This window comes from Sandaracinobacteroides saxicola (assembly GCF_014117445.1).
GTDB classification, from domain to species: domain Bacteria; phylum Pseudomonadota; class Alphaproteobacteria; order Sphingomonadales; family Sphingomonadaceae; genus Sandaracinobacteroides_A; species Sandaracinobacteroides_A saxicola.
In genome coordinates, this window is the sequence record NZ_CP059851.1 from 1,362,019 (window position 1) to 1,381,520 (window position 19,502).

The 19,502-nt window shown below is 67.7% G+C and carries 18 protein-coding genes; 9 read left to right on the forward strand and 9 right to left on the reverse strand.

Annotated elements, in window-relative coordinates; all coding sequences use genetic code 11:
- The first annotated feature begins 10 nt into the window (after nt 1–10).
- Nucleotides 11–667, forward strand: a complete 657-nt coding sequence (locus H3309_RS06895; protein ID WP_182297998.1) for a hypothetical protein — start codon at nt 11–13, stop codon at nt 665–667.
- Here H3309_RS06895 and bfr read toward each other — a convergent pair.
- Nucleotides 664–1,143 carry a bacterioferritin gene (gene bfr, locus H3309_RS06900; RefSeq protein WP_182297999.1) on the reverse strand — a complete coding sequence of 160 codons (480 nt, stop codon included), beginning with the start codon at nt 1,141–1,143 and terminating at the stop codon, nt 664–666. The two genes, H3309_RS06895 and bfr, sit on opposite strands and share 4 nt — an antisense overlap.
- Nucleotides 1,144–1,413: 270 nt before the next feature.
- Here bfr and ileS point away from each other — a divergent pair, with 270 nt between their 5' ends.
- The 3 genes from ileS to H3309_RS06915 are packed head-to-tail and all read left to right on the forward strand — an operon-like array spanning nt 1,414 to nt 5,293.
- Nucleotides 1,414–4,395 (forward strand): isoleucine--tRNA ligase, encoded by a 2,982-nt coding sequence (gene ileS, locus H3309_RS06905; RefSeq protein WP_182298000.1) that lies wholly within the window; start codon nt 1,414–1,416, stop codon nt 4,393–4,395.
- Nucleotides 4,392–4,865 carry a signal peptidase II gene (gene lspA, locus H3309_RS06910; protein WP_243453873.1) on the forward strand — a complete coding sequence of 158 codons (474 nt, stop codon included), beginning with the start codon at nt 4,392–4,394 and terminating at the stop codon, nt 4,863–4,865. The genes ileS and lspA overlap by 4 nt, the downstream gene beginning before the upstream one ends.
- Complete coding sequence (locus H3309_RS06915; protein WP_182298002.1) at nt 4,862–5,293, forward strand: DUF3035 domain-containing protein; 432 nt, start codon at nt 4,862–4,864, stop codon at nt 5,291–5,293. The genes lspA and H3309_RS06915 overlap by 4 nt, the downstream gene beginning before the upstream one ends.
- Here the strand turns inward: H3309_RS06915 and H3309_RS06920 are convergent.
- Nucleotides 5,290–5,754, reverse strand: coding sequence for an MmcB family DNA repair protein (locus H3309_RS06920; protein WP_182298003.1), 465 nt, complete (start codon nt 5,752–5,754; stop codon nt 5,290–5,292). The two genes, H3309_RS06915 and H3309_RS06920, sit on opposite strands and share 4 nt — an antisense overlap.
- Here H3309_RS06920 and H3309_RS06925 point away from each other — a divergent pair.
- Nucleotides 5,754–6,437 carry a DJ-1/PfpI family protein gene (locus H3309_RS06925; RefSeq protein WP_182298004.1) on the forward strand — a complete coding sequence of 228 codons (684 nt, stop codon included), beginning with the start codon at nt 5,754–5,756 and terminating at the stop codon, nt 6,435–6,437. The genes H3309_RS06920 and H3309_RS06925 overlap by 1 nt on opposite strands.
- A 3-nt stretch (nt 6,438–6,440) precedes the next feature.
- Here H3309_RS06925 and H3309_RS06930 read toward each other — a convergent pair whose 3' ends face one another.
- From H3309_RS06930 to H3309_RS06940, 3 genes are read right to left on the reverse strand one after another with little or no spacing between them, the layout of a single operon-like run.
- Nucleotides 6,441–7,583 (reverse strand): DSD1 family PLP-dependent enzyme, encoded by a 1,143-nt coding sequence (locus H3309_RS06930; RefSeq protein ID WP_182298005.1) that lies wholly within the window; start codon nt 7,581–7,583, stop codon nt 6,441–6,443.
- Entirely contained in the window at nt 7,583–8,863 is a 1,281-nt protein-coding gene (locus H3309_RS06935; RefSeq protein WP_182298006.1) for a D-arabinono-1,4-lactone oxidase, read from the reverse strand. The genes H3309_RS06930 and H3309_RS06935 overlap by 1 nt, the downstream gene beginning before the upstream one ends.
- Before the next feature lie 4 nt (nt 8,864–8,867).
- Nucleotides 8,868–9,686: an SDR family NAD(P)-dependent oxidoreductase gene (locus tag H3309_RS06940; protein WP_243453912.1), complete on the reverse strand. Its 819-nt coding sequence runs from the start codon at nt 9,684–9,686 to the stop codon at nt 8,868–8,870.
- 84 nt (nt 9,687–9,770) lie between these two features.
- Between H3309_RS06940 and H3309_RS06945 the strand changes: the two genes are divergently transcribed.
- The 3 genes from H3309_RS06945 (at nt 9,771) to H3309_RS06955 (ending at nt 13,603) form a co-directional block, all read left to right on the forward strand.
- Nucleotides 9,771–10,409, forward strand: coding sequence for a TetR/AcrR family transcriptional regulator (locus tag H3309_RS06945; protein ID WP_182298008.1), 639 nt, complete (start codon nt 9,771–9,773; stop codon nt 10,407–10,409).
- A gap of 86 nt (nt 10,410–10,495) precedes the next feature.
- A complete protein-coding gene (locus tag H3309_RS06950; protein WP_182298009.1) occupies nt 10,496–12,745 on the forward strand; it encodes a TonB-dependent receptor in 2,250 nt (749 codons plus the stop codon).
- Nucleotides 12,746–12,748: 3 nt separating this feature from the next.
- On the forward strand, nt 12,749–13,603 hold the full coding sequence (locus H3309_RS06955) for an SDR family NAD(P)-dependent oxidoreductase (RefSeq protein WP_182298010.1): 855 nt from the start codon (nt 12,749–12,751) through the stop codon (nt 13,601–13,603).
- On the opposite strand, the gene H3309_RS06960 is transcribed toward H3309_RS06955, so the two are convergent.
- The 4 genes from H3309_RS06960 to H3309_RS06975 form a co-directional block, all read right to left on the reverse strand.
- The gene (locus H3309_RS06960; RefSeq protein WP_182298011.1) at nt 13,576–14,808 is read right to left on the reverse strand and encodes a hypothetical protein; all 1,233 of its coding nucleotides are present in this window, start codon (nt 14,806–14,808) and stop codon (nt 13,576–13,578) included. The two genes, H3309_RS06955 and H3309_RS06960, sit on opposite strands and share 28 nt — an antisense overlap.
- Complete coding sequence (locus tag H3309_RS06965; protein WP_182298012.1) at nt 14,709–15,611, reverse strand: DUF6206 family protein; 903 nt, start codon at nt 15,609–15,611, stop codon at nt 14,709–14,711. Before H3309_RS06965 ends, H3309_RS06960 begins: the two co-directional genes overlap by 100 nt.
- Nucleotides 15,612–15,615: 4 nt before the next feature.
- Nucleotides 15,616–16,881 carry a class-III pyridoxal-phosphate-dependent aminotransferase gene (locus H3309_RS06970; protein ID WP_182298013.1) on the reverse strand — a complete coding sequence of 422 codons (1,266 nt, stop codon included), beginning with the start codon at nt 16,879–16,881 and terminating at the stop codon, nt 15,616–15,618.
- Between the two features lie 122 nt (nt 16,882–17,003).
- On the reverse strand, nt 17,004–17,852 hold the full coding sequence (locus H3309_RS06975; RefSeq protein ID WP_182298014.1) for a LysR family transcriptional regulator: 849 nt from the start codon (nt 17,850–17,852) through the stop codon (nt 17,004–17,006).
- A 99-nt stretch (nt 17,853–17,951) separates the two neighbouring features.
- On the opposite strand from H3309_RS06975, the gene H3309_RS06980 reads away from it, so the two are divergent.
- Nucleotides 17,952–19,502 (forward strand): NADH-quinone oxidoreductase subunit L, encoded by a 1,551-nt coding sequence (locus tag H3309_RS06980; RefSeq protein WP_182298015.1) that lies wholly within the window; start codon nt 17,952–17,954, stop codon nt 19,500–19,502.

Here is a 19,502-nt window from a genome sequence, read left to right on the forward strand (position 1 = left end):
GGGGGAAGCGATGTCCAACCAGCGTTCGCTCGACATGCTGCATCAGAATGCCGGCAACTGGCTGCTGTCGCGGCATTTGTTCATCTACTCGGCGCCGCCTGCGGTGGCGAATACGCGGGCGGTGGATTTCGGCGGGCGGGGCGGGGCCATTGCCAACCCGGGGGCGGCGAACCGGGCCGACCGCGCAGGCTATATCCAGACCCAAGGGCATCCCGCAGGGCGGGCGGCACGGATCATGGCGCCGGGCGCGATGGCGTTCATGGCGGTGGACGCGGTGCAGGAGGTGATGGGCTATATCCCGATGAAGCGGGCGACCGATTTCAACCTGATGCACGACGGTTTTTTCGATACGTTGGCGGGGTTCGGCGGGGTGCGGTTCGCCATCACCAGCCAGATCACCAATTGCTGCTTCATCTGGGACAAGGGGACGAACCGGATCGCGCACCTGCAACCCAATGCCGGGTTGACGGGGCCGGCGCTGCGGGCGGGGCTGGCGCAGCGCGGCGGGGGCTGGACACTGTTCGGACAGGGCACGAACATGGGCAATGGCGAATATGTCGATGGCGAGGATGTGACGATCATCGGCGTCAACAGCGGCGGCTGGCGCATCTATGCGCAGGTGCATACGCGGGCGAACACGGATATCCTGCGGGTGGTGGAGCTCTAGCTGCCGGCGGCTTCGCTTTGGAGTTGCAGGTAGTTTTGCAGGCCCATGTCGGCGATCATCTTCTGCTGGGTTTCGATGAAGTCGACATGCTCCTCCTCGGCGCTGAGGATGTGGGCGAAGAGGTCGCGGCTGACGAAGTCGCGGACGCTTTCGCAATAGGGGATCGCCTCTTTCAGCAGGGCGACCGCTTCATATTCCAGCTCCAGGTCGGCGGTCAGGAGTTCGGGCACATTCTCGCCGATGCGCAGCCGATTGAGCGCCTGGAGGTTGGGCAGGCCGTCCAGGAACAGGATGCGTTCCATCAGCTTGTCGGCATGCTTCATCTCGTCGATGGATTCGTGATATTCATACTTTGCCAGCTTCTTGACACCCCAATTGTCGAGCAGGCGGTAGTGCATGAAATATTGGTTGATGGCGGTGAGTTCGCCTTTCAGCACCGCGTTCAGATATTCGATAACCTTCTTGTCGCCGCGCATGGGATGTCTCCTGTTCATGGTCGGCTTACGCCGGCCATGGGTTCAGGACAACGACTATCTTTGCTTGTGATATTTATTCGCAAAGAAAATCAGCATGTTGGGTGCGATTGATTGGCGTTCGCAAGGCTGGGGCATGTGGACAGGCCCCCCTCCCGCTCGCTTTGCGAGTCGCCTGCCCCGCAAGCGGGGGAGGGGCTTGAAGCGGTGTCGTTGTAGCGGTGGAGCTTTTGGCGTGGCGTGGGGGGATGGGGTGCGCTAAGCGGCGCGGCCATGACCGAGACTGTTTCCGCGGCGGCAGATTACCGCCAGACTGTTTTTCTGCCCAAGACCGACTTTCCGATGAAGGCTGGGCTGGCGGCGAGCGAGCCGGCGCGGCTGGCGCGATGGCTGGCCGGCGACCTGTATGGCAGCATCCGGCGCGCGCGCGCCGATGCGCCGAAGTGGATCTTCCACGACGGCCCGCCCTATGCCAACGGCGACATGCACCTGGGCCATGCGATGAACCACACGCTGAAGGACCTGGCGTGCCGGACGCATGGCATGCTGGGGTTCGATGCGCCCTATATCCCCGGCTGGGACTGCCACGGGCTGCCGATCGAGTGGAAGGTGGAGGAGGGCTATCGCGCCAAGGGGCGGAAGAAGGAGGAGGTGGATTTCCTCAGCTTTCGCGCTGAATGCAGGGCCTATGCCGCGCATTGGGTGGGGGTGCAGCGGGAGCAGCTGAAGCGGCTGGGGGTGCTGGCGGACTGGGACGAACCCTACCTCACCATGGATTTCGGCAGCGAGGCGGTGATCGCGGCCGAGCTGATGAAGTTTGCGACCAGCGGTCAGGTGTATCGCGGGGCCAAGCCGGTGATGTGGTCGCCGGTGGAGCAGACCGCGCTGGCCGAGGCCGAGATCGAATATGAGGATGTGGTTTCGACGCAGATCGATGTGGCGTTCGAGATTGTCGAGGCGCCGAATTATCCTGATCTGTTGAAACACGGGCCGGTTTATGCGGTGATCTGGACGACGACGCCGTGGACGATTCCGGCGAACCGGGCGTTGGCGTATGGGGCGGATGTAGAGTATTCGCTTTGCTATCTTGCTGGACTGTCCGCTTCAGGATGGTCGGGCGATACAGCGGTTAATGCAAGCCTGACGGCTGCGCTAGATGATCGAATGGCCGCGCTGGATCAGTGGGGGAACAAATTTTGGATTTGCGCAACTGAGTTGATCCCGCAGCTTGAGGCTAGGATTACTGAAAGGGGTATCCGCGGTTCAATCCGAGTCAAACAACGGTTGCCAAAAGACGCTCTCAAGGGCGGAATAGCCCACCACCCGCTCCACCATCTCAGCGGATTCTTCGCTGAACGGCGTCCGCTGCTCGCCGGCGATTTTGTGACGACGGATGCGGGGACGGGGCTGGTGCATATGGCGCCGGATCATGGCGAGGATGATTTTGCGCTGTGCAAGGCGCACGGCATCGATCCGGTGTTCGCGGTGCAGGCGGATGGCACCTATGCCGACCGGGCGGACTGGGCCTGGCTGGCGGGCAAGGGGAGTGTGATTTCGCCGAAGCTGAACGCGCCGGACGGGCCGATCTGTTCGGCGCTGCGCGAGGCGGGGGCGTTGTTGTCGGCGGGGGAGTATCGGCACAGCTATCCGCATTCGTGGCGCAGCAAGAAGAAGGTGATCTATCGCTGCACGCCGCAATGGTTTGTGGCGATGGATCGGCCGCTGGCCCCCTCCGCCGCCGCTGACGCAGCGAGTCGCTCCCCCGTGCCGGGGGAGAGCTTGCATGGTTCGACGCTACGCGAGTTGGCTTTGGCGGCCATCGATGCGACGCGGTGGGTGCCGGCAGGGGGGTATAACCGGATTCGGGCGATGGTAGAGGGGCGGCCGGATTGGGTCTTGTCGCGCCAGCGGGCGTGGGGGGTGCCGATCACGCTGTTCGTGCATCGGGAAAGCGGCGAGTATCTGCGCGATCCGGCGGTGAATGCGCGCATCGTGGCAGCGTTCAAGGAACAGGGCGCGGATGCCTGGTGGACGGTGCCGGCGCAGGCGTTTCTGGGCGCGGATCATGATGCCGCGGATTATGAGCAGGTCACGGACATCCTGGACGTGTGGTTCGACAGCGGATCGACCCACGCCTTCGTGGTCGAGGCGCGGCATGGGGTGGCACAGGCGGACCTGTATCTGGAAGGGTCGGACCAGCATCGGGGGTGGTTCCAGTCATCCCTGCTGGAAGCCTGCGGGACGCGGGGGCGGGCGCCGTATAAAACAGTGGTAACGCACGGCATGGCGCTCGATGGCCAGGGTCGGAAGATGTCGAAATCGCTGGGCAATGTCATCGATCCGGTGAAGATCATCGATGTCCATGGTGCCGATGTGCTGCGGCTGTGGGTGGCGAGCGTCGATTATCAGGAGGATGTGCGGCTTTCGGATGAAATCCTGAAGGGCGTGGTGGAGACCTATCGAAAGTTGCGGAACACGCTGCGCTATCTGCTGGGGGCGCTGGACGGATTTACCGATGCCGAGCGGGTGGCGCATGGTGACATGCCGCCGCTGGAGCGCTGGGTGCTGCACCGGCTGGCGGTGCTGGATGGCGAAATCCGCGCCGATGTGGCGGACTTCGCCTTCAACCGGATGACGGCGCGACTGGCGGCCTTCTGCAACACGGAATTGTCGTCGCTGTTCTTCGATATCCGCAAGGACAGCCTCTATTGCGATCCTGCGGACAGCGCGAAGCGCCGGGCCTATCGCACGGTGCTGGATACGCTGTTCCATGCGCTGGTGCACTACCTTGCGCCGGTGATGGTGTTCACGGCGGAGGAGGCTTGGGCGACGCGGTATCCGGATGCGCCCTCGGTGCACCAGGGGGTGTATCCGGCGGTCGATGCGGCGTGGATCGACGAGGGGCTGGCGGCGCGGTTTGCCACGTTCGAGGCGCTGCGGGCGCAACTGGCGCTGGTGCTGGAACCAATGCGGCAGGGGAAGGTGATCCGCAGCTTCCTGGAGGCCGAGGTGACGCTGCCGGTGCCCGAGGCGCTTGCCGATCTCGATCTGGCAGAGTTGCTGCTGGTGGCCCGGGTGAATGCTGGCCCCCTCCGCTCGCCTGCGGCGAGTCGCTCCCCCGTGCCGGGGGAGAGCCCGGCAGGGATTTCGGCAACGGTGACGGACGATCCCAAATGCGCGCGCTGCTGGCGGCACCTGCCCGATGTCGCGCCGGAAACCCAGCTTTGCACGCGCTGCGCGGAGGCGGTGGCGTGAAGCGGCTGGGCTATGGACTGGCGGCGGGGGTGTTCCTCCTCGACCAGGCGGTGAAATACTGGATCATTTCGGTGCTGGGCCTTCAGGCTAAGGTCAGCGTGCCGGTGCTGCCCTTCTTCAGCCTGACCTGGGTGGAGAATTATGGCGTCTCGATGGGGATGTTCCAGGCGGACAGCGGCGTGGAGCGCTGGGGGCTGACGCTGCTCACCGCGGGCATCGCGGCGTTCGTGGGCGCGTGGATCGCACGGGAGAAGGCGATGCCGGAGGTGATCGCGCTGGGGCTGGTGCTGGGGGGTGCGGTGGGGAATATCCTGGACCGGGTGCGCTTCGGCTATGTGGTGGACTTCGTACACCTTCACATCGGCAACTGGTCCTTCTATGTGTTCAATGTGGCCGATGCGGCGATCAGCATCGGCGTGGCGCTGTTGCTGGTGCGCGCGTTGCTGGCGCCGAAGGAGAGTAAGGCATGACCAAGGTTCGGATTTCGCTGGGGCTGGGTGCCGCCTGTCTGATGCTGAGCGCCTGTGCCAGCGGCGGCATCGCCGACCGCAAGCGGCCCGACGAGTTCGCGGTGGGCCGCTCGGCGCCGCTGGTGGTGCCGCCGGAGTTCACGCTGGCGCCGCCGCGGCCGGGCGCGCCGCGACCGCTCGCGGCCGACAGCCAGACGCAGGCGCTGGAGGCGCTGTTCGGGCCGGGTGTGGTGCTGCCGCCGAAGTCCGAGAGCGAGAAGGCGCTGCTGGAAGGTGCGAAGGCGACCAAGGCAGACCCGATGATCCGCAACAACGCCGGCGACCCGAAGACCATCGGCGTGGACAAGGGCGCCTTCCTGCGCGAGCTGCTGGATGCGCCGGCGGGGACGCGCAATGCGGCGACGGCGAAGGTGACGGTGGGGGGCTAAAGCTCGCCATAGCCGTCGAAGCCCGCGTCCGCGCCGCGCATGGCGCGGTGGGCGGCGCAGCGGGCGAAGCGAAGCAGTTCGGCCCTGCGGCGGGCGGCATTGAGGGGCACGACCGGCGCCGGGCGGATGACCGCCGCCTCATAGCCATCGGCGATCAGCAGCCCGGAACGGTCGGGAAGATATGCGGCGTCCGCCACGATCCCCGCCAGCGGACCTTCGGGCACCGCCCACCAATATTCGTCGCAATAATCCAGATAGTCGGTCCATTTGCGGTCGCCGCGCAGGTCGGCGGCGCTGACCTTCACCTCCACCAGCGCGACCTCGCCGCGCGCGCCGATGCCGACCAGGTCGGCGCGGCGGCCGTTGCCCAGCGGCACTTCACACAGGCAGGCAAAGCCGCGATACCAGAAATGCCGCGCCACGCCGCGAAGGACATCGGTGGCAGCCAGGAGAAGCGTCAATGTCGAAACCCTTTCACGTCGGTTTTCTGCTCTATCCCAACCTGACGCAACTGGACATGACCGGACCGGCGCAGGTGCTGCACCGGATGCCGGGGGCGACGGTGCATTTCGTCTGGAAACGCATTGAGCCGGTGATGAGCGACTGCGGCCTGGCGCTGCTGCCGACGGTGACGCTGGCGGACTGTCCGCAGCTGGACCTCATCTGTGTGCCCGGCGGCTATGGCTGCACCGAGATGATGGCGGATGAGGAGGTGCTCGACTGGCTGCGCCGGCAGGCGGCGGGGGCGCAATGGCTGACAAGCGTGTGCACCGGCAGTCTGGTGCTGGCGGCGGCGGGGCTGCTGGATGGCTATCGCGCCGGCTGCCACTGGGCCTGGGGCGACCATCTGGCGGGGTTCGGCGCGACCTATGTCGCGGAGCGGACAGTGGTGGACCGCAACCGCATCACTGCGGGCGGTGTGACAAGCGGCATCGATTTCGCCTTTCGGGTGATCGAGAAACTGCACGGGCGCGATGTAGCCGAATCGATCCAGCTGGCGCTGGAGTATGACCCGCAGCCGCTGGGGGGCGGCACGCCGAAAACGGCGCGGCCGGAAATCCTGGGGGCGGTGCAGGGGGTGATGGCCGGGCGGATGGCAGCGCGGGTGGCGGCGCTGGAGGCGGCTGCGGCGCGATACCAATAGCCTTTATCGCGCGCGGCCGCGGGCGCTGACCGGCCAGATGTCGACCAGGGTGTCGCCGCGCACGACATGATAATGGTCATGGAGGTTGACCGTGGGGTCGCAGTGCGGAACGGTCAGGCTGACCGGATCGCCGGGCCGCAGGCGCTGGCTGATGCCGTCGTGCAGCAGCGCGGCATGTTCGTCTCCCATGAAGAAGACGGCGGTTTCGGGCGGGCTGCCGGCGGAAACGGTGGCGCTGCCGCCGTCGGTGGACAGCGACTTGAAGCCGGCGTCGATGGTGACCAGGCCATCATGGTTGGCGCTGACCACGCGGGCATCGACGAACAGCGAGGTCTCGAACGGGGGCGCGCCGGTGCCGGCGAGGTCGCAATCGAGATATTGCCGGTCCATGAAGATGTAGGAACCGCATTGCAGTTCGGTGAAGACGCCGAGTTCGAGGTCGATGCGGTGGGTGCCGGTGCCGGAGCCGGAGATGATGACGATGTCGTGGCCGGCACCGCGCAGGGCGGCGATGACGCTCTTCAGATAGGCCGTGCGTTCGACGATCGCTTCCCGCCGGGCAGCGAAATCCTCGACATGCTGCTGCATGCCGCAATAATATTGCACGCCGCCCAGGCGCAGGTGGGGCGCGCGGGCGATGGTATCAGCGAGTTCGACCGCGGCCTGGGCGGAAGCGACGCCGGTGCGGCGGATGCCGGGGTCGATGTCGATGAGGACGGTGAGGCGCGCGCCGGCGCGGGCAAGTGCCGTGTCGATGCGCCATGCCGTGTCGGGATGATCGACCACCGCCATCAGATCGGGCGCGCGCGCGGCAAGCGCGGCGAGCCGTTCGACGGCGGCGGGCGCGGCGACGGGCGAGGTGATGAGCAGGCCGCCGATGCCGGCGTCGGCGAGCACCTCGGCCTCGCCGATCTTGGCGCAGCATTGGCCGACCGCGCCGGCGGCGAGCTGGCGGCGGGCGATGTCCACGCTCTTGTGGGTCTTGGCGTGCGGTCGCAGGCCGATGCCGGCGGCGGCGGCGAGCGCCTGCATGGCAGCGATGTTGCGGTCGAGCCGGTCGAGGTCGAGCACCAGCAGCGGCGTGTTCAGCGCGGCGCGCGAGCCCTGCTGGCCGATCAGGCCACGGTGCAATGCGATGTCGTCCATCAGGAAAACAGCCCTTCCAAATGGGGGTTGAGGAACTTGCCCTGCGGGTCGGCATGGCGGCGGACAGCGCGGAAATGCTCGGCCATGGGGTAGAGGCTGTCCACATCGGCGCGGGTCAGGGTGTGGCGCTTGGCCCAGTGCGGGCGACCGCCATGGGCACGGAAAATCGCCTCGCCCTCGGCGAAAATCTCGCGCCAAGGCTGCCGGACATATTGGTGCATCGAAAGCGACGCGACCGGGCCACGGTTCATCGGGCTCATCCAGATGTCGTCGCCGGCGACAACACGATATTCGAAGGGGAAGCTGACAGGCAGGCGGCGGCGGCGGATCCAGTCGAGCATCTCGGACAGCGCCTCGAAACCGGCGGCGCGCGGCAGCTCATATTCCATCTCCTCGAAGCGGATGCCGCGGTCGGACGGGAAGATGCTGTGCGCGGGACCACGGCGTTCGGCATCGAAGCGGCCGCGCATGACCAGCTTCTGCAACAGCGGCACCGCCATCGGCAGATGCACGCCGATGTCGAGCAGGCGCTGGAATCCGGCCTCCTCCATGTCGCTGGTGGTGGGCGGTGGTTCGCAGGGGTCGGTCAGCGACAGGGTCTTCAGGATGACGCTGTCGGCGTGCGGGAAGATGAAGAATTCGGCGTGGCGATGCTCCGCGGCGAGGCTGTCGAACCGTTCGCGCACCTCGGCCCAGCGCATCTTCGTGATGCGTTCGACCAGGTGAAAGGCGGGAACGACCGCCACCTCGATCTCGATGGCGATACCGAACAGGCCTAGCGACAGGCGCTGCGCCTGGAACAGGTCGGGGTTGGTGTCGGCGTCGCACCAGCGCAGTTCGCCATCGGCCCCCACCAGGCGGAAGCCGCGGGCGAAGGTGGAGAGGCTGCCCAGCGTCTCGCCGGTGCCGTGGGTGCCGGTGGCCATCGCCCCGGCGAGGCTCTGCGGATCAACGTCGCCCTGGTTGGCGAGCGCGAATCCGAGCTTGCCCAGTTCCGCGGTGAGGTAGTGCAGGCTCCACCCGGCCGGAACACGGGCGGTACGGCGCCCGGCATCGAGCCTGATTTCGCCCGGCAGGTCCTCGACGCTGACGATCAGACCGTCCGATGCACACAGGGGCATAAAACTGTGGCCGGCGCCGGTGGCGCGAACCGCAGACGCGCGACGCACCGCATCGCAGAGGGCATCGAGGCTGCGCGGCCGGATGAACCGTGCGTCGGAGGTGACGCTGCCCGACCAGTTGCTCCAACGGCTGGCGGTGATCTTCTCGATGGCATTCATAGGGTCAGTCCAATCCATAGGCGCGGCGGACCAGCAGCTGGAAGGGACCAGCGGGCAGGACGCGGTGAAGGAGGAGGAACAGGCGCTCGAAGGCGCTCGCCTTGGCGAAGCCGGCATGACGGCCACGGGTATGCGTCAGGTGGACGACGGCGTCGGCAAGGCTCTCCGGGCTGGCGCCGGCCTGTTCGCTGGCGATCATGGCGGCGAGCACGCGGGACTGCTGCGGCTCATAGGGGCTGTGATGGCGGTCGGCCGGCGGTTGGCGCCGGTCGGGGAAGCCGGTGCGATGATCGCCGGGTTCGACCAGCGTCACATCGATGCCGAACGGGCGCAGTTCGATGCGCAGCGCCGCGGCGTAGGCGGCGAGCGCGGCTTTCGACGCGCTGTAGAAACCCTGAAAGGGCAGGGCGATGCGGCCGGCGAGCGAGCCGATCACGATCAGCCGGCCGCCGCCGCGGGCGCGAAGGGATGGCAGGAAGGCCTGCACGACGCGGTGCGCGCCCAGCAGGTTGGTGTCGAACTGGGCGCGGGCGGCGTCGACCGGGGTCTCCTCGATGGCGCCGGAAATGCCGAAGCCGGCGTTCAGCACGATGGTGGCGGGAAGCGCGCCGGCCTCCTGCAGGCGGTTTTTCAGGCTGGCGACGGAGACATCGTCGCAAATGTCGAGCTGCGCCATGGTCAGGCCGGAAGCGGCGATGGGGCCATCGGTCGCGGCATGGCGGCTGGTGCCGACCACGCGGGCGCCGCCGGCGGCCAGGCGTTCTGCGATGGCCTTGCCCAGCCCGGATGACGCGCCGGTGACGAGGATGGTCGGCGGCGACATCACGGCATCATCTCCCGGCCTCTTGCGCTGGCTTGCGCTTGAACGATAGTATTTGCTATCATATGCTGGCGAAGGAGGTCAAGCATGTCCAGCATCCCGCCTGCTCTGCGCTCGGCGCCACGCCCGCAGCCGCAGCAGCAGCGTTCGACGGAAACCGTGGGGCGCATCCTGGACGCGGCGTCGGCGCTGCTGGATGAGGTGGGGTTCGACCGGCTGACCACCAACCTGATCTGCCAGCGCGCGGGGCTGACGCCCCCGGCACTCTATCGCCATTTCGCGCATAAATATGCCGTGATGGAGGAATTGGGGCGGCGGCTGATGGAAGCGCAGAATGCCGCGCTGTACGGCTTTCTGGCGACACAGGCGCAGCTGTTCCTGCCGGTGCCGGCACTGGCGGCGATGCTGCGCGGCCAGCTTGAGCTGACCCGTGGACAGCCGGGGGCACGATGGATCATGCGGTCGCTGCATTCGACGCCGGCGCTGGTGCATGTGCGGCTGGAATCGCATCAGTCGGTGGTGGACCATCTGGCGGCGCGGCATCGTGCCATGGCCGGCATGGCGGCGCCCGACGTGGTCGCGCGGCGCTATCGCATCGCGGTGGACGCCGGCTATGCCATCGTCGAACTGCTGCTCGACCAGCCGATGCTGGACGAGGAGGCCGTGCTGCTGGACACGGCGCGGATGATCGCCGGCCTGTTGGAAGGACCGGACAAAAACCGATAAATATCGAATAGTCTTGATTTCCCCCGCGTCGCTGATATGGGGCAGCATCGAAACCCGTCGTTCTTCCTGCTGCAAAGGATCGGCCCATGCGCCATTTCGCCCTTTTTGGTCCGCTCCTGGCCTCGTGCCTGTCCGCCCTTGCCACGCCCGCCCTGGCGCAGCAGACGCAGGATGACGGCGGCATCGACGAGATCGTGGTGACCGCGCAGCGCCGGGCGCAGAATGTCCAGGATGTGCCGATCGCGATCAGCGCGATCAGTGCCACGGCGCTGGTGGAGGCAGGCATCCGCGACCCGCGCGACCTGTCGCTGCTGGTGCCCAGCCTGTCGATGCAGGCCGGTACGGCGGCCTCCACCACCTCGCTCTTCATCCGCGGTGTGGGCATCGGTGACTTCAACTCGAACACCACCGGCGCCGTCGGCATCTATGTCGACGATGTCTTCCTGGGGGCCAACGCCGGCAAGCTGTTCAACATCTTCGACAGCGCCGGCATCGAGGTGCTGAAAGGCCCGCAGGGCACGCTTTATGGCCGCAACACCACCGCCGGCGCCATCCGCTTCTCCTCTCGCAAGCCGACAGACATGCTGCGGGCGGATTTTTCGGCCTCCTATGGCCGCTTCAACGAGGTCAATCTGGAGGCCGGCATCGGTGGTCCGCTGGTGAAGGACCTGTTGAATGTCCGCGTTTCGGGCATGTACAATCGGCGTGACGGCACGACCTTCAACCGTGTCACCGGCAACCATGTCAACAATCTGGATGTCTGGGCCGGGCGCATCATCCTGGACCTGACGCCCTCCGATGACGCGCTGCTGCGCCTGTCCGCCCATGCCGGCCGCAACAATGGCGGCGCCCGGCAGTTCCAGCATCGCGGGCAGGGCGTGGATTTCTTCGGCAACCCGTCCTTCTCGCCGAACGGCACGCCGCTCGATGGCTTCGGCTATGCCGATACCGACAACAACCCCGACGCCGGCGATTATAATGTGGAGGGGCGCGAGCGCATCGATGTGCTCGGCGTCTCGCTGTTGGGCGAGTTCCGGCTGGGGGCGGTCAAGCTGACCAGCATCAGCGCCTATGAACAGGTGAACCGGGAAACGCTGGAGGATACCGACAGCAGCCCCAATGATGTGGTGGTGGCCTATTATCAGGACCGGCCGCGGCAGTTCAGCCAGGAATTGCGCTTGCAGTCGGACGGTGGCGGCAAGCTCGACTGGATTGTCGGCGGCTATTATTTCCACGACACGCTGAAGACCGACAGCGCCTTCGACCTGCTGCGCGGGCTGCGCGACCCGGGCGACCTGCTCGGCACCTTCGATCCCGCCAATTCGCTGGGGCTGCTGCGTTACCCGTACACGCAGAAGACCGAGAGCACGGCGCTGTTCGGCCAGGCCAGCTATCCGCTGACCGAGCGGCTGACGGGAACCGCGGGCCTGCGCTGGTCGCATGACAGCATCGACATAAACTATCGCAGCCTGTTCGACGCGGTGGGCGGCGTGGTACCGGTGAAGAATTACTCCGACATCACTGTGCCGCTCGTCGCCTTTCAGGACAAGCGCAGTTTCAGCGACCTCAGCTGGCGCCTGGCGCTGGACTACAAGGTCGATTCGACCCTGATCTACGCCTCCTTCTCCAAGGGCTACAATGGCGGCGGCTTCCCCGGCGGCGCCTCGACCGACCTTGCCCAGCTGACGCCGTTCCGGTCGGAACGGCTCTATGCCTGGGAGGCGGGCATCAAGACCGACCTGTTCGACCGGCGGTTGCGGGTGAACGCCGCCACCTTCTTCTATGATTATCGCGACCTGCAGGTGTTCGTGTTCGACCTGTCCGGGCCAATTCCGCTGCAGCGCAAGGTCAATGCCGGCAACGCGCGGATCTGGGGCCTGGAAGCGGATGTGACGGCGCGGCCGACGCGCAACCTGGACCTGTTCGCCAGCATCACGGTCATGGACAGCGCCTATCGCAATTTCGCGGCGCTGGGCGGGGCGAGCCTGGACGGCAACCGGTTGGTCAACGCGCCGACGGTGGCGCTGGCGGGCGGCGCGACGCTGACCGTGCCGCTGGGCGACAAGGGCAGCCTGCGGGCGCGGGTGGATGGCAGCTATACCTCCGCCATCTTCCTGTTTCCCGACAATGCCGCCAGCGGCCGGGTGAAGGCGCATGAGCTGGTCAATGCCCGGCTCGGCTGGCAGTCTCCTGACGAGACGATCGAGGTCGCGCTGTGGGCGCGCAACCTGACGAACAGCCGCTATGTCACCTCCTTCGCGCCTGTGGTGACAATGGACCAGCTGAACATCAGCGATCCGCGCACCTTCGGCATCCAGCTCACGGGGCATTTCTGAGCCATGGCGGCGTTCGTGGTCACCGGCGCCTCGACCGGCATCGGCGCGGCCATCGCGCAAGCCCTGGTGCAGGCCGGACATCAGGTCTTCGGCAGCGTGCGCCGCGCCGCCGACGGCGAGCGGCTGCACGGCGCGCTGGGTGACCGCTTCACGCCCCTGCTGTTCGACATCACCGACGAGGGGGCGGTGGCGACCGCAGCGGCACAGGTATCGGCCGCGCTGGATGGCGGCACACTGGCGGGGCTGGTGAACAATGCCGGCATGGCGGTCTCGGGGCCGCTGATCCATCAGCCGATCGCGGAGGTGCGGCGGCAGCTGGAGATCAATGTGGTGGGCCAGCTGATCGTGACGCAGGCGTTCGCGCCGCTGCTGGGGGCCGACCGCACGCGCGTCGGCCCGCCCGGGCGGATCGTCATGATGGGCTCCGAATCGGGCAAGATCGGCGCGCCGTTCGTGGGGGCCTACTGCGCCTCCAAACATGCGCTGGAGGGGTTGAGCGAGAGCCTGCGCCGCGAACTGATGATTTTCGGCATCGATGTGACGCTGGTCGGCCCGGGTTTTGTCGCCACGCCGATCTGGGACAAGGCGGAACAGATCGATATCGCCCGCTATGCCGCCACCGCCTTTGCGCCGGCGCTGCACAAGACCCGCGATTACATGCTGGCCGAGGGGCGCAAGGGCCATCCGCCGGAGCGGATCGCGGCTGCGGTGCTGCATGCGCTGACCTCGCCGCGCCCGCCGGTGCGCCAGGCGGTGGTGAAGGGCTGGCTGATGAACTGGGTGCTGCCCCTGGCGCTTCCGAAACGCTGGGTGGACCGGATGATCGCCGGTCAGCTGGGGCTGCTGCCGGGGCGCTGACGGCCGGAAGCGGCCCGCACCAGCAGCAACAGCATCATGCTGGCAACCACCAGGGTGGCGAATGCCATCATGGTTCCGTCCAACCCCTGCGCCAGCGCCCCCACCAGCGTGGGGATCAGCGCCGCGCCCAGCAATTGCGCCGCGGCGGCATGGGGCAGCGAGCCGCGCGCCGGATCGACCTCCTCCAGAAAGCCGGTGAGCGCGGGTGTGGCGAACATCCAGGCAAAGCCGAACAGCAGCGCCAGTGCCATGCCGAGCGGACCCGCCGGACCGAGCCAGAGCAGCCCCGCCACCGCGAGCAGCAGGCCACCTCCTGCAGCAAGGGCGCGGTTGCTGCTCCGCCCCCGCCGTGCGACCATCGCCAGCAGCGCGCCCGCCATCTGGCCGGCGAGCGACAGCGCCAGCAGCGTGCCGATGCGGGAGGCAGGCAGGGCCTTCGATTCCATCCACAGACTGAGATAGGCCCAGAGTCCGACCACGGCGCCGACGAACAGGCCCGCCACCAGCAGAGCGGCATGGCCCGCGCGGCTCGGGCGGGGTGCGGCATCGCCCGCGGGGGCGAGCGGCAGGCCCAGGCGCGATGGCAACAGCAGCGCAAGCGGCACCGACAGCAGGCCGATGAAGGCGAGCGCCTGCTGCAACGGGGCGGCGGCCGCCCGCGCCGCATCCCACGCGACCCATTGCACCAGCGCGGTCTGCGACGCTGCCTGCAGGAACAGGAAGGCGGCGGCGGCGCGATCGACATCCCGGCGGCGCGCGATGGCGGCGGCTGCCAGTGCCACCAGCAGGCCCCCACCGGCCCCCGCGACTGCCCGCGCCGGGAACAGGGGCAGGCTGTCGGACAGCAGGTTGCCGGCGGCGAGCAGCGCCGCGCCGGCGACCACCACCGGCCAGGCGGGCGTCCGGCGCAGCACTGCCACCCCGGCCGCACAACCAAGCGAAAGCATGGCGATTTCCGTCGCCGCCAGCCGGCCGACGCCCGCGGCGTCGATGGCGCCGGCATGGACGTAGGCGGCATAGAGCAGCGGCTGTGCCCCGAACAGCAGCAGGCCGGCGGCCCCCAGCAGCAGCGCTGCCGCCAGCCGTCCGGCGGAAAGCGCGTCGCTCAGCGCGCGGTCCTGGGGGGCAGCAGGAACTGGTAGGTCTTGCCCATCAGCCGCGTGGTTGCCCGGCTGATGGTCTTGGCGCGCCAGGTGGTTTCCCACAATTGCGCGTCTTCCCGATAATAGGCCTGGGCCTCGGCGACGGAGATGGGGGACGGCAGCAGGCGGTTGGCAACAGCGACAGCGGGTCCTATCCAGCCTTCCAGCCGTTCCTTGATCAGGTTGGCGACGAAATCGATCATGCTCTGGCGCGGGTCATGATAGCGCTTCAGCACCGGCGGCACCACCCAGCGCCGCAGGGGGCCCCGCAGCGGCCAGGGGAAAGGCGCGACCACGATGCGCGAATCGAGCTCGGGCCGGCCCAAGGCGTCGCAGGTGAAAGGGGTGGAAACATCGATCTGGTGCGGCACGCCGTCGATGTCGGCCCAGTTGGACAATTGTGAATCAACCGCGAGGCGCGGCGAGACGACGCCGATCACCGTCGACAGCACGGCGTTCAGGAACGGATCTTCGGCATCGGGGGCGCGCGACCGCAGGATGGCCGGGCCGAGCCGGCGCGCCTCCACGATCGGCTGGCACAGGAAGATCACGCCTGTGCCGGGATAGCTGTCGACGATGTGGCAGCTGGTGGGCAGCACCGCGACTCCGGCGACGCGCAGCGCGGCGATGTAACGTTCGACATGCGCGGCATAGGCCCGCAAGGCCCCGCGGTCGGGGCTTGGCGGCAGCCGCTTGCAGGCCCAGCGCGGCGCCTCCGCCGGCCAGGCGAAGGCAAGCGTAACCTCGCCATGACCCAATAGTTTCAGCAGCGGCTCGTCGGGTTTTTCCAGCTGGCGCTGGACCCGCCGTTCCAGCGCGGCAAGTTCGGTCGGCCCGGGGGGCGCGAAAGCGTCGGTCAGCAGCATCCGGTCAGCCCGGGATGCCGAGCGGCGCCGCATGCCGGAAGGCGGCGGCGACGGTTACGGCGCGGCGCACGCGCTTCAGGATGTCGTCACAGGCGTCGGGTGTCAGCAGCAGCCCGGGCTTGAATTGCAGCACCGAGGTGTCGAAGCCGGAGAACATGGCCCAGACGCCTTCGTCCAGCAGCGCCTTCATCATGTGCAGCGCGCCTTGCTCGTGGTCGAACTTCAGCCCGAAGATCAGGCCGGTCTGCCGCACCTCGACCAGATAGTCGGTGTCGCGCTGGATCGCGCGCAGCCCGTCGCCCAAATGCCGGGCGGAGGCGGCGATGGTGGCGCGGGTTTCCGGCTGGCCGCTGATGTCGATGACCGCGCTCGCCACATGGCAGCCGAGCTCGGCACCGCCGAAGGTCGAGACATGCGCCCAGCCATTCTCCGCCAGCCACGCCGCGGGCCGGGGGGTCAGCAATGTTGCGGCAATGGGGTAAAGACCGCCGCCAAGTCCCTTCGATGTAACCAATATGTCGGGCTGAACCCCGAAATGCTCGATGGCCCACCAATCGCCGCTGCGGCAAAGGCCGGTCTGCACCTCATCGGCGATGAACAGCGCGTCATGGCGCGTGCAGATGTCGCGTACCGCCGCCAGATAACCGGGGGCGGGCAGGGGAAACCCATAGGTGGCGGGCAAGGGTTCCAGGATCACGGCCGCAGCGTCGGCGGTGCGCACGGCCACCTCCATCGCCTCGGCATCGTTCCACGGGACGCGGACGAACTCGGCGGGGGAGTCGCTGAGGAAATAGCGGGCCGCGTCATCGTCTCCGGCGGCACCCGACAGACCGGTGCGGCCATGGTAGCCGCGGTCGATCGAAACGATGGCGCGCCGCCCGGTGGCCCGGCGCGCGGCCTTGATCGCGACATCCACGGCCTCGCTGCCGGTGGTGCTGAACACCACATGGTCGGCCCCGAACCCCTGCGTTGCCAGCAGCTGCTGCGCCAATCGCGCGCGCGCCGGGCTGGGAAAATGGTGGTTGCCGATATCGACTTCTGTCAGTGCGACCGCCAGCACGCCGCACAGCACCGGGTTGCGGTGTCCCAGATTGAAGGTGCCGCCATTCAGGTGGAGATCGTGCAGCCATCGGCCGGATTGGTCGGCAAAGCGATAACCCTCGCGTTTGCCCATGACGATCTCGACCCCGAAGCTGCGGAACAGCCCCAGGCGGTGCGGGTGCAGGTGCCGCGCCGTGAGGGCAATCGTGTCGGCATGATCGGACAGCATCGCAACCTCTCCACGGCGGGATGAGGTCAATAATAGATATATATCGAATAGTCAACCATACGCTGTCTAGGATGGCCCGCCTCGCGCCCGGGTCCGCCCCTGCTGCCCGGGACAATCGCGCATCAGAGGAAAAGCTCGATGAGCAGCGGGTTCGGGAAGCGCCGCTTGGGATAAAGCGCGTAGAAACGTTCGGACAGGTCGGGCAGGCGGCAGCGTTCGGTCAGGCGGCCATCGGCGAGCTCGTCGCGCACCACGATGGGCGGCACCAGCGTCAGCGCGGCGGTGTCGCGCGCGATCAGGCGCAGCAGCGCCATGTCGTCGGCCTCGGCGTGGACGCGGGGCTCGAATCCCACGGCCGCGCACAGCCGGTCGAAGGCCCGGCGGATGTCGCTGTCGCGGCTCGGCAGAACCAGCGGACGGTCGGCGAAGTCCATGGGGAAGGCAAGGGGGTCGCCGGGCGGGCCGACGAAGGCGACCGGTTGCTCGTCGATCAGCCGCGTCGACAGGGTCGAGGCCGCCTCGGTGGGCGCCGGCTCGTTGGCGAGCACGAGATCGAGCGTCTGGGCCTCAAGGTCCGCGACCAGGCTTTTCAGGGTGCCCGCGCGCAGCGACAGCGCCACATCCTCCTGCGCCAGGACGGGGGCCAGGAAAGCGCTCTGGAAATTGCGCGACAGCGTCGTCTGTGCCCCGATCCGCAGCCGGCGGGCCCCGGGCGTGACGCCCTTCAGCGTCGCCATCAACTCGTCGCCCGTCGCGAAAATGGTATCCGCATGATCGAGCGTGATGCGCCCGGCCTCGGTCAGCAGCAGCCGGCGCCCGACACGCTCGAACAGCGCATGCCCCAGCCGCGCCTCCAGCGTCTTCAACTGGACGGACAGGGCCGACGGCGAAAGGTTGAGGCGCCGCGCGGCGGCCAGCAGGCCGCCGCTGTGGGCGATCGTCCAGAACAGTCGCAGATGGTGGTAATTCATCCCACTGTTCTATCTGATGGAACGGTTTGATGACAATAATGAATTATCTCTGTCGTCAAACGCCCGCTAGCAGGCCCGGCAACCAATGGGAGTTCGCCGATGACCTTGCCGCTTCTGCTCGCTGCGCTTGTACCGCTGGCCTATGTGCTGGTGGCGCTTTTCCCTGTCCGCGATGCGCGCGTGGCTGCCGATCGTGCCGTGCTCGCGGCCACGCTGGCGCTGGTCGTCGCGCTCGGCGCGGTGGTCGGCCTGGCGCTTGCCGGGCCGGTGTCGAGCGCGATGCTGGGCGCCGACGGGATCGGGCTTTCGCTGCGGCTCGATGCGCTGTCCGCCACCATGCTGCTGCTGGTCGCCTTCGTCGGCTGGGCCGTGGTGCGCTATGCCCGCAGCTACATGGCGGGCGATCCCGGCCATGGCCGGTTTACGCGCGCCCTGGCGGCGACGCTCGCCGCGGTCTTGACCATGACCATCGCGGGCAACCTGCTGCTGCTGATCCTCGCCTGGATTGCCACCAGCATGGCGCTGCATCGCCTGCTGCTGTTCTACCCGGAGCGCGTGAACGCCATCTTGGCGGCACGCAAGAAGTTCGTCGCCGCGCGGCTGGGCGATGCCGCCCTGATCGGCGCCGCCCTGCTGTTGTTCAGCCAGTTCGGCACCTGGGATGTCGCCGCCCTCGCCGGTTTGGCGAAGAGCGCGGTGCCGACCGCCGCCACCACCGCCGCGGCGCTGCTGATTGCCATTGCCGCGCTGCTGAAATGCGCGCAGCTGCCGCTGCACGGCTGGCTGACCGAGGTGATGGAGACGCCGACGCCGGTCTCCGCCCTGCTGCATGCCGGGGTGGTCAATGCGGGTGGCTTCCTGGTGCTGCGCCTGGCCGATGTCATGCTGATCGGCGCGCCCGGCCTGCACCTGCTGGCGATTGTCGGCGCGGCGAGCGCGCTGGTCGCCTCGCTGGTGATGTTGACGCAGACCTCGATCAAGCTCGCGCTCGCCTGGTCGACCATCGCGCAGATGGGCTTCATGCTCCTGCAATGCGGGCTGGGCGCCTTTCCCGCCGCCCTGCTGCACATCGTTGCCCACTCGCTCTACAAGGCGCACGCCTTCCTGTCCTCGGGCAGCGTGGTCGATATCCTGCGCGCCTCCTGGAGCCCCTCGCCCGGCGGCAGGCCGCACCCCTGGCGCACCGGCGTCGCCGTGGCGCTGGTGGTCGGCGTCGCCGCGGTCGCGTCCAGCCTGGTGAACATCGGCTATGCGCCGGCCACCTTCGCGCTGGTCGCCATCCTGGCGATGGGCATCGTCACGCTGCTCGCCGCGGCGCTCGATGAACGGCCGCAGGGCTATGTCATCGTCCGCACGTTGGGCAGCGCGATTGCCGTCGCCGGCCTCTATGTCCTGCTTCAGGCCGGCGCGGTGGCGCTGACCATGGGCACGCTGCCCACCGCCGGCGCCTCCGGCCAAGTGGATTGGGCGATTGCCATCGGCGTCGTTGCCGCCTTCGCCGCGCTGACCCTGCTGCAAGGCTGGCTGCCGACCGCGGCCCACCACCCCCGGCTTGCCGCGCTGTGGGTCCATGCGACCAACGGCTTTTACCTCAACACCCATGCCAACCGGCTCGCGCTCGCGCTGTGGCCCGCCCGGAAAGGAGCCTGA

What these genes read in the sequence shown, in the direction of transcription:
- H3309_RS06895 (WP_182297998.1), top strand. Translation starts at nt 11, where the DNA reads ATGTCCAACCAGCGTTCGCTCGACATGCTGCATCAGAATGCCGGCAAC.
- bfr (WP_182297999.1), bottom strand. Translation starts at nt 1,143, where the DNA reads ATGCGCGGCGACAAGAAGGTTATCGAATATCTGAACGCGGTGCTGAAA.
- ileS (WP_182298000.1), top strand. Translation starts at nt 1,414, where the DNA reads ATGACCGAGACTGTTTCCGCGGCGGCAGATTACCGCCAGACTGTTTTT.
- H3309_RS06915 (WP_182298002.1), top strand. Translation starts at nt 4,862, where the DNA reads ATGACCAAGGTTCGGATTTCGCTGGGGCTGGGTGCCGCCTGTCTGATG.
- H3309_RS06925 (WP_182298004.1), top strand. Translation starts at nt 5,754, where the DNA reads ATGTCGAAACCCTTTCACGTCGGTTTTCTGCTCTATCCCAACCTGACG.
- H3309_RS06930 (WP_182298005.1), bottom strand. Translation starts at nt 7,583, where the DNA reads ATGGACGACATCGCATTGCACCGTGGCCTGATCGGCCAGCAGGGCTCG.
- H3309_RS06935 (WP_182298006.1), bottom strand. Translation starts at nt 8,863, where the DNA reads ATGAATGCCATCGAGAAGATCACCGCCAGCCGTTGGAGCAACTGGTCG.
- H3309_RS06940 (WP_243453912.1), bottom strand. Translation starts at nt 9,686, where the DNA reads ATGTCGCCGCCGACCATCCTCGTCACCGGCGCGTCATCCGGGCTGGGC.
- H3309_RS06945 (WP_182298008.1), top strand. Translation starts at nt 9,771, where the DNA reads ATGTCCAGCATCCCGCCTGCTCTGCGCTCGGCGCCACGCCCGCAGCCG.
- H3309_RS06950 (WP_182298009.1), top strand. Translation starts at nt 10,496, where the DNA reads ATGCGCCATTTCGCCCTTTTTGGTCCGCTCCTGGCCTCGTGCCTGTCC.
- H3309_RS06955 (WP_182298010.1), top strand. Translation starts at nt 12,749, where the DNA reads ATGGCGGCGTTCGTGGTCACCGGCGCCTCGACCGGCATCGGCGCGGCC.
- H3309_RS06965 (WP_182298012.1), bottom strand. Translation starts at nt 15,611, where the DNA reads ATGCTGCTGACCGACGCTTTCGCGCCCCCCGGGCCGACCGAACTTGCC.
- H3309_RS06970 (WP_182298013.1), bottom strand. Translation starts at nt 16,881, where the DNA reads ATGCTGTCCGATCATGCCGACACGATTGCCCTCACGGCGCGGCACCTG.
- H3309_RS06975 (WP_182298014.1), bottom strand. Translation starts at nt 17,852, where the DNA reads ATGAATTACCACCATCTGCGACTGTTCTGGACGATCGCCCACAGCGGC.
- H3309_RS06980 (WP_182298015.1), top strand. Translation starts at nt 17,952, where the DNA reads ATGACCTTGCCGCTTCTGCTCGCTGCGCTTGTACCGCTGGCCTATGTG.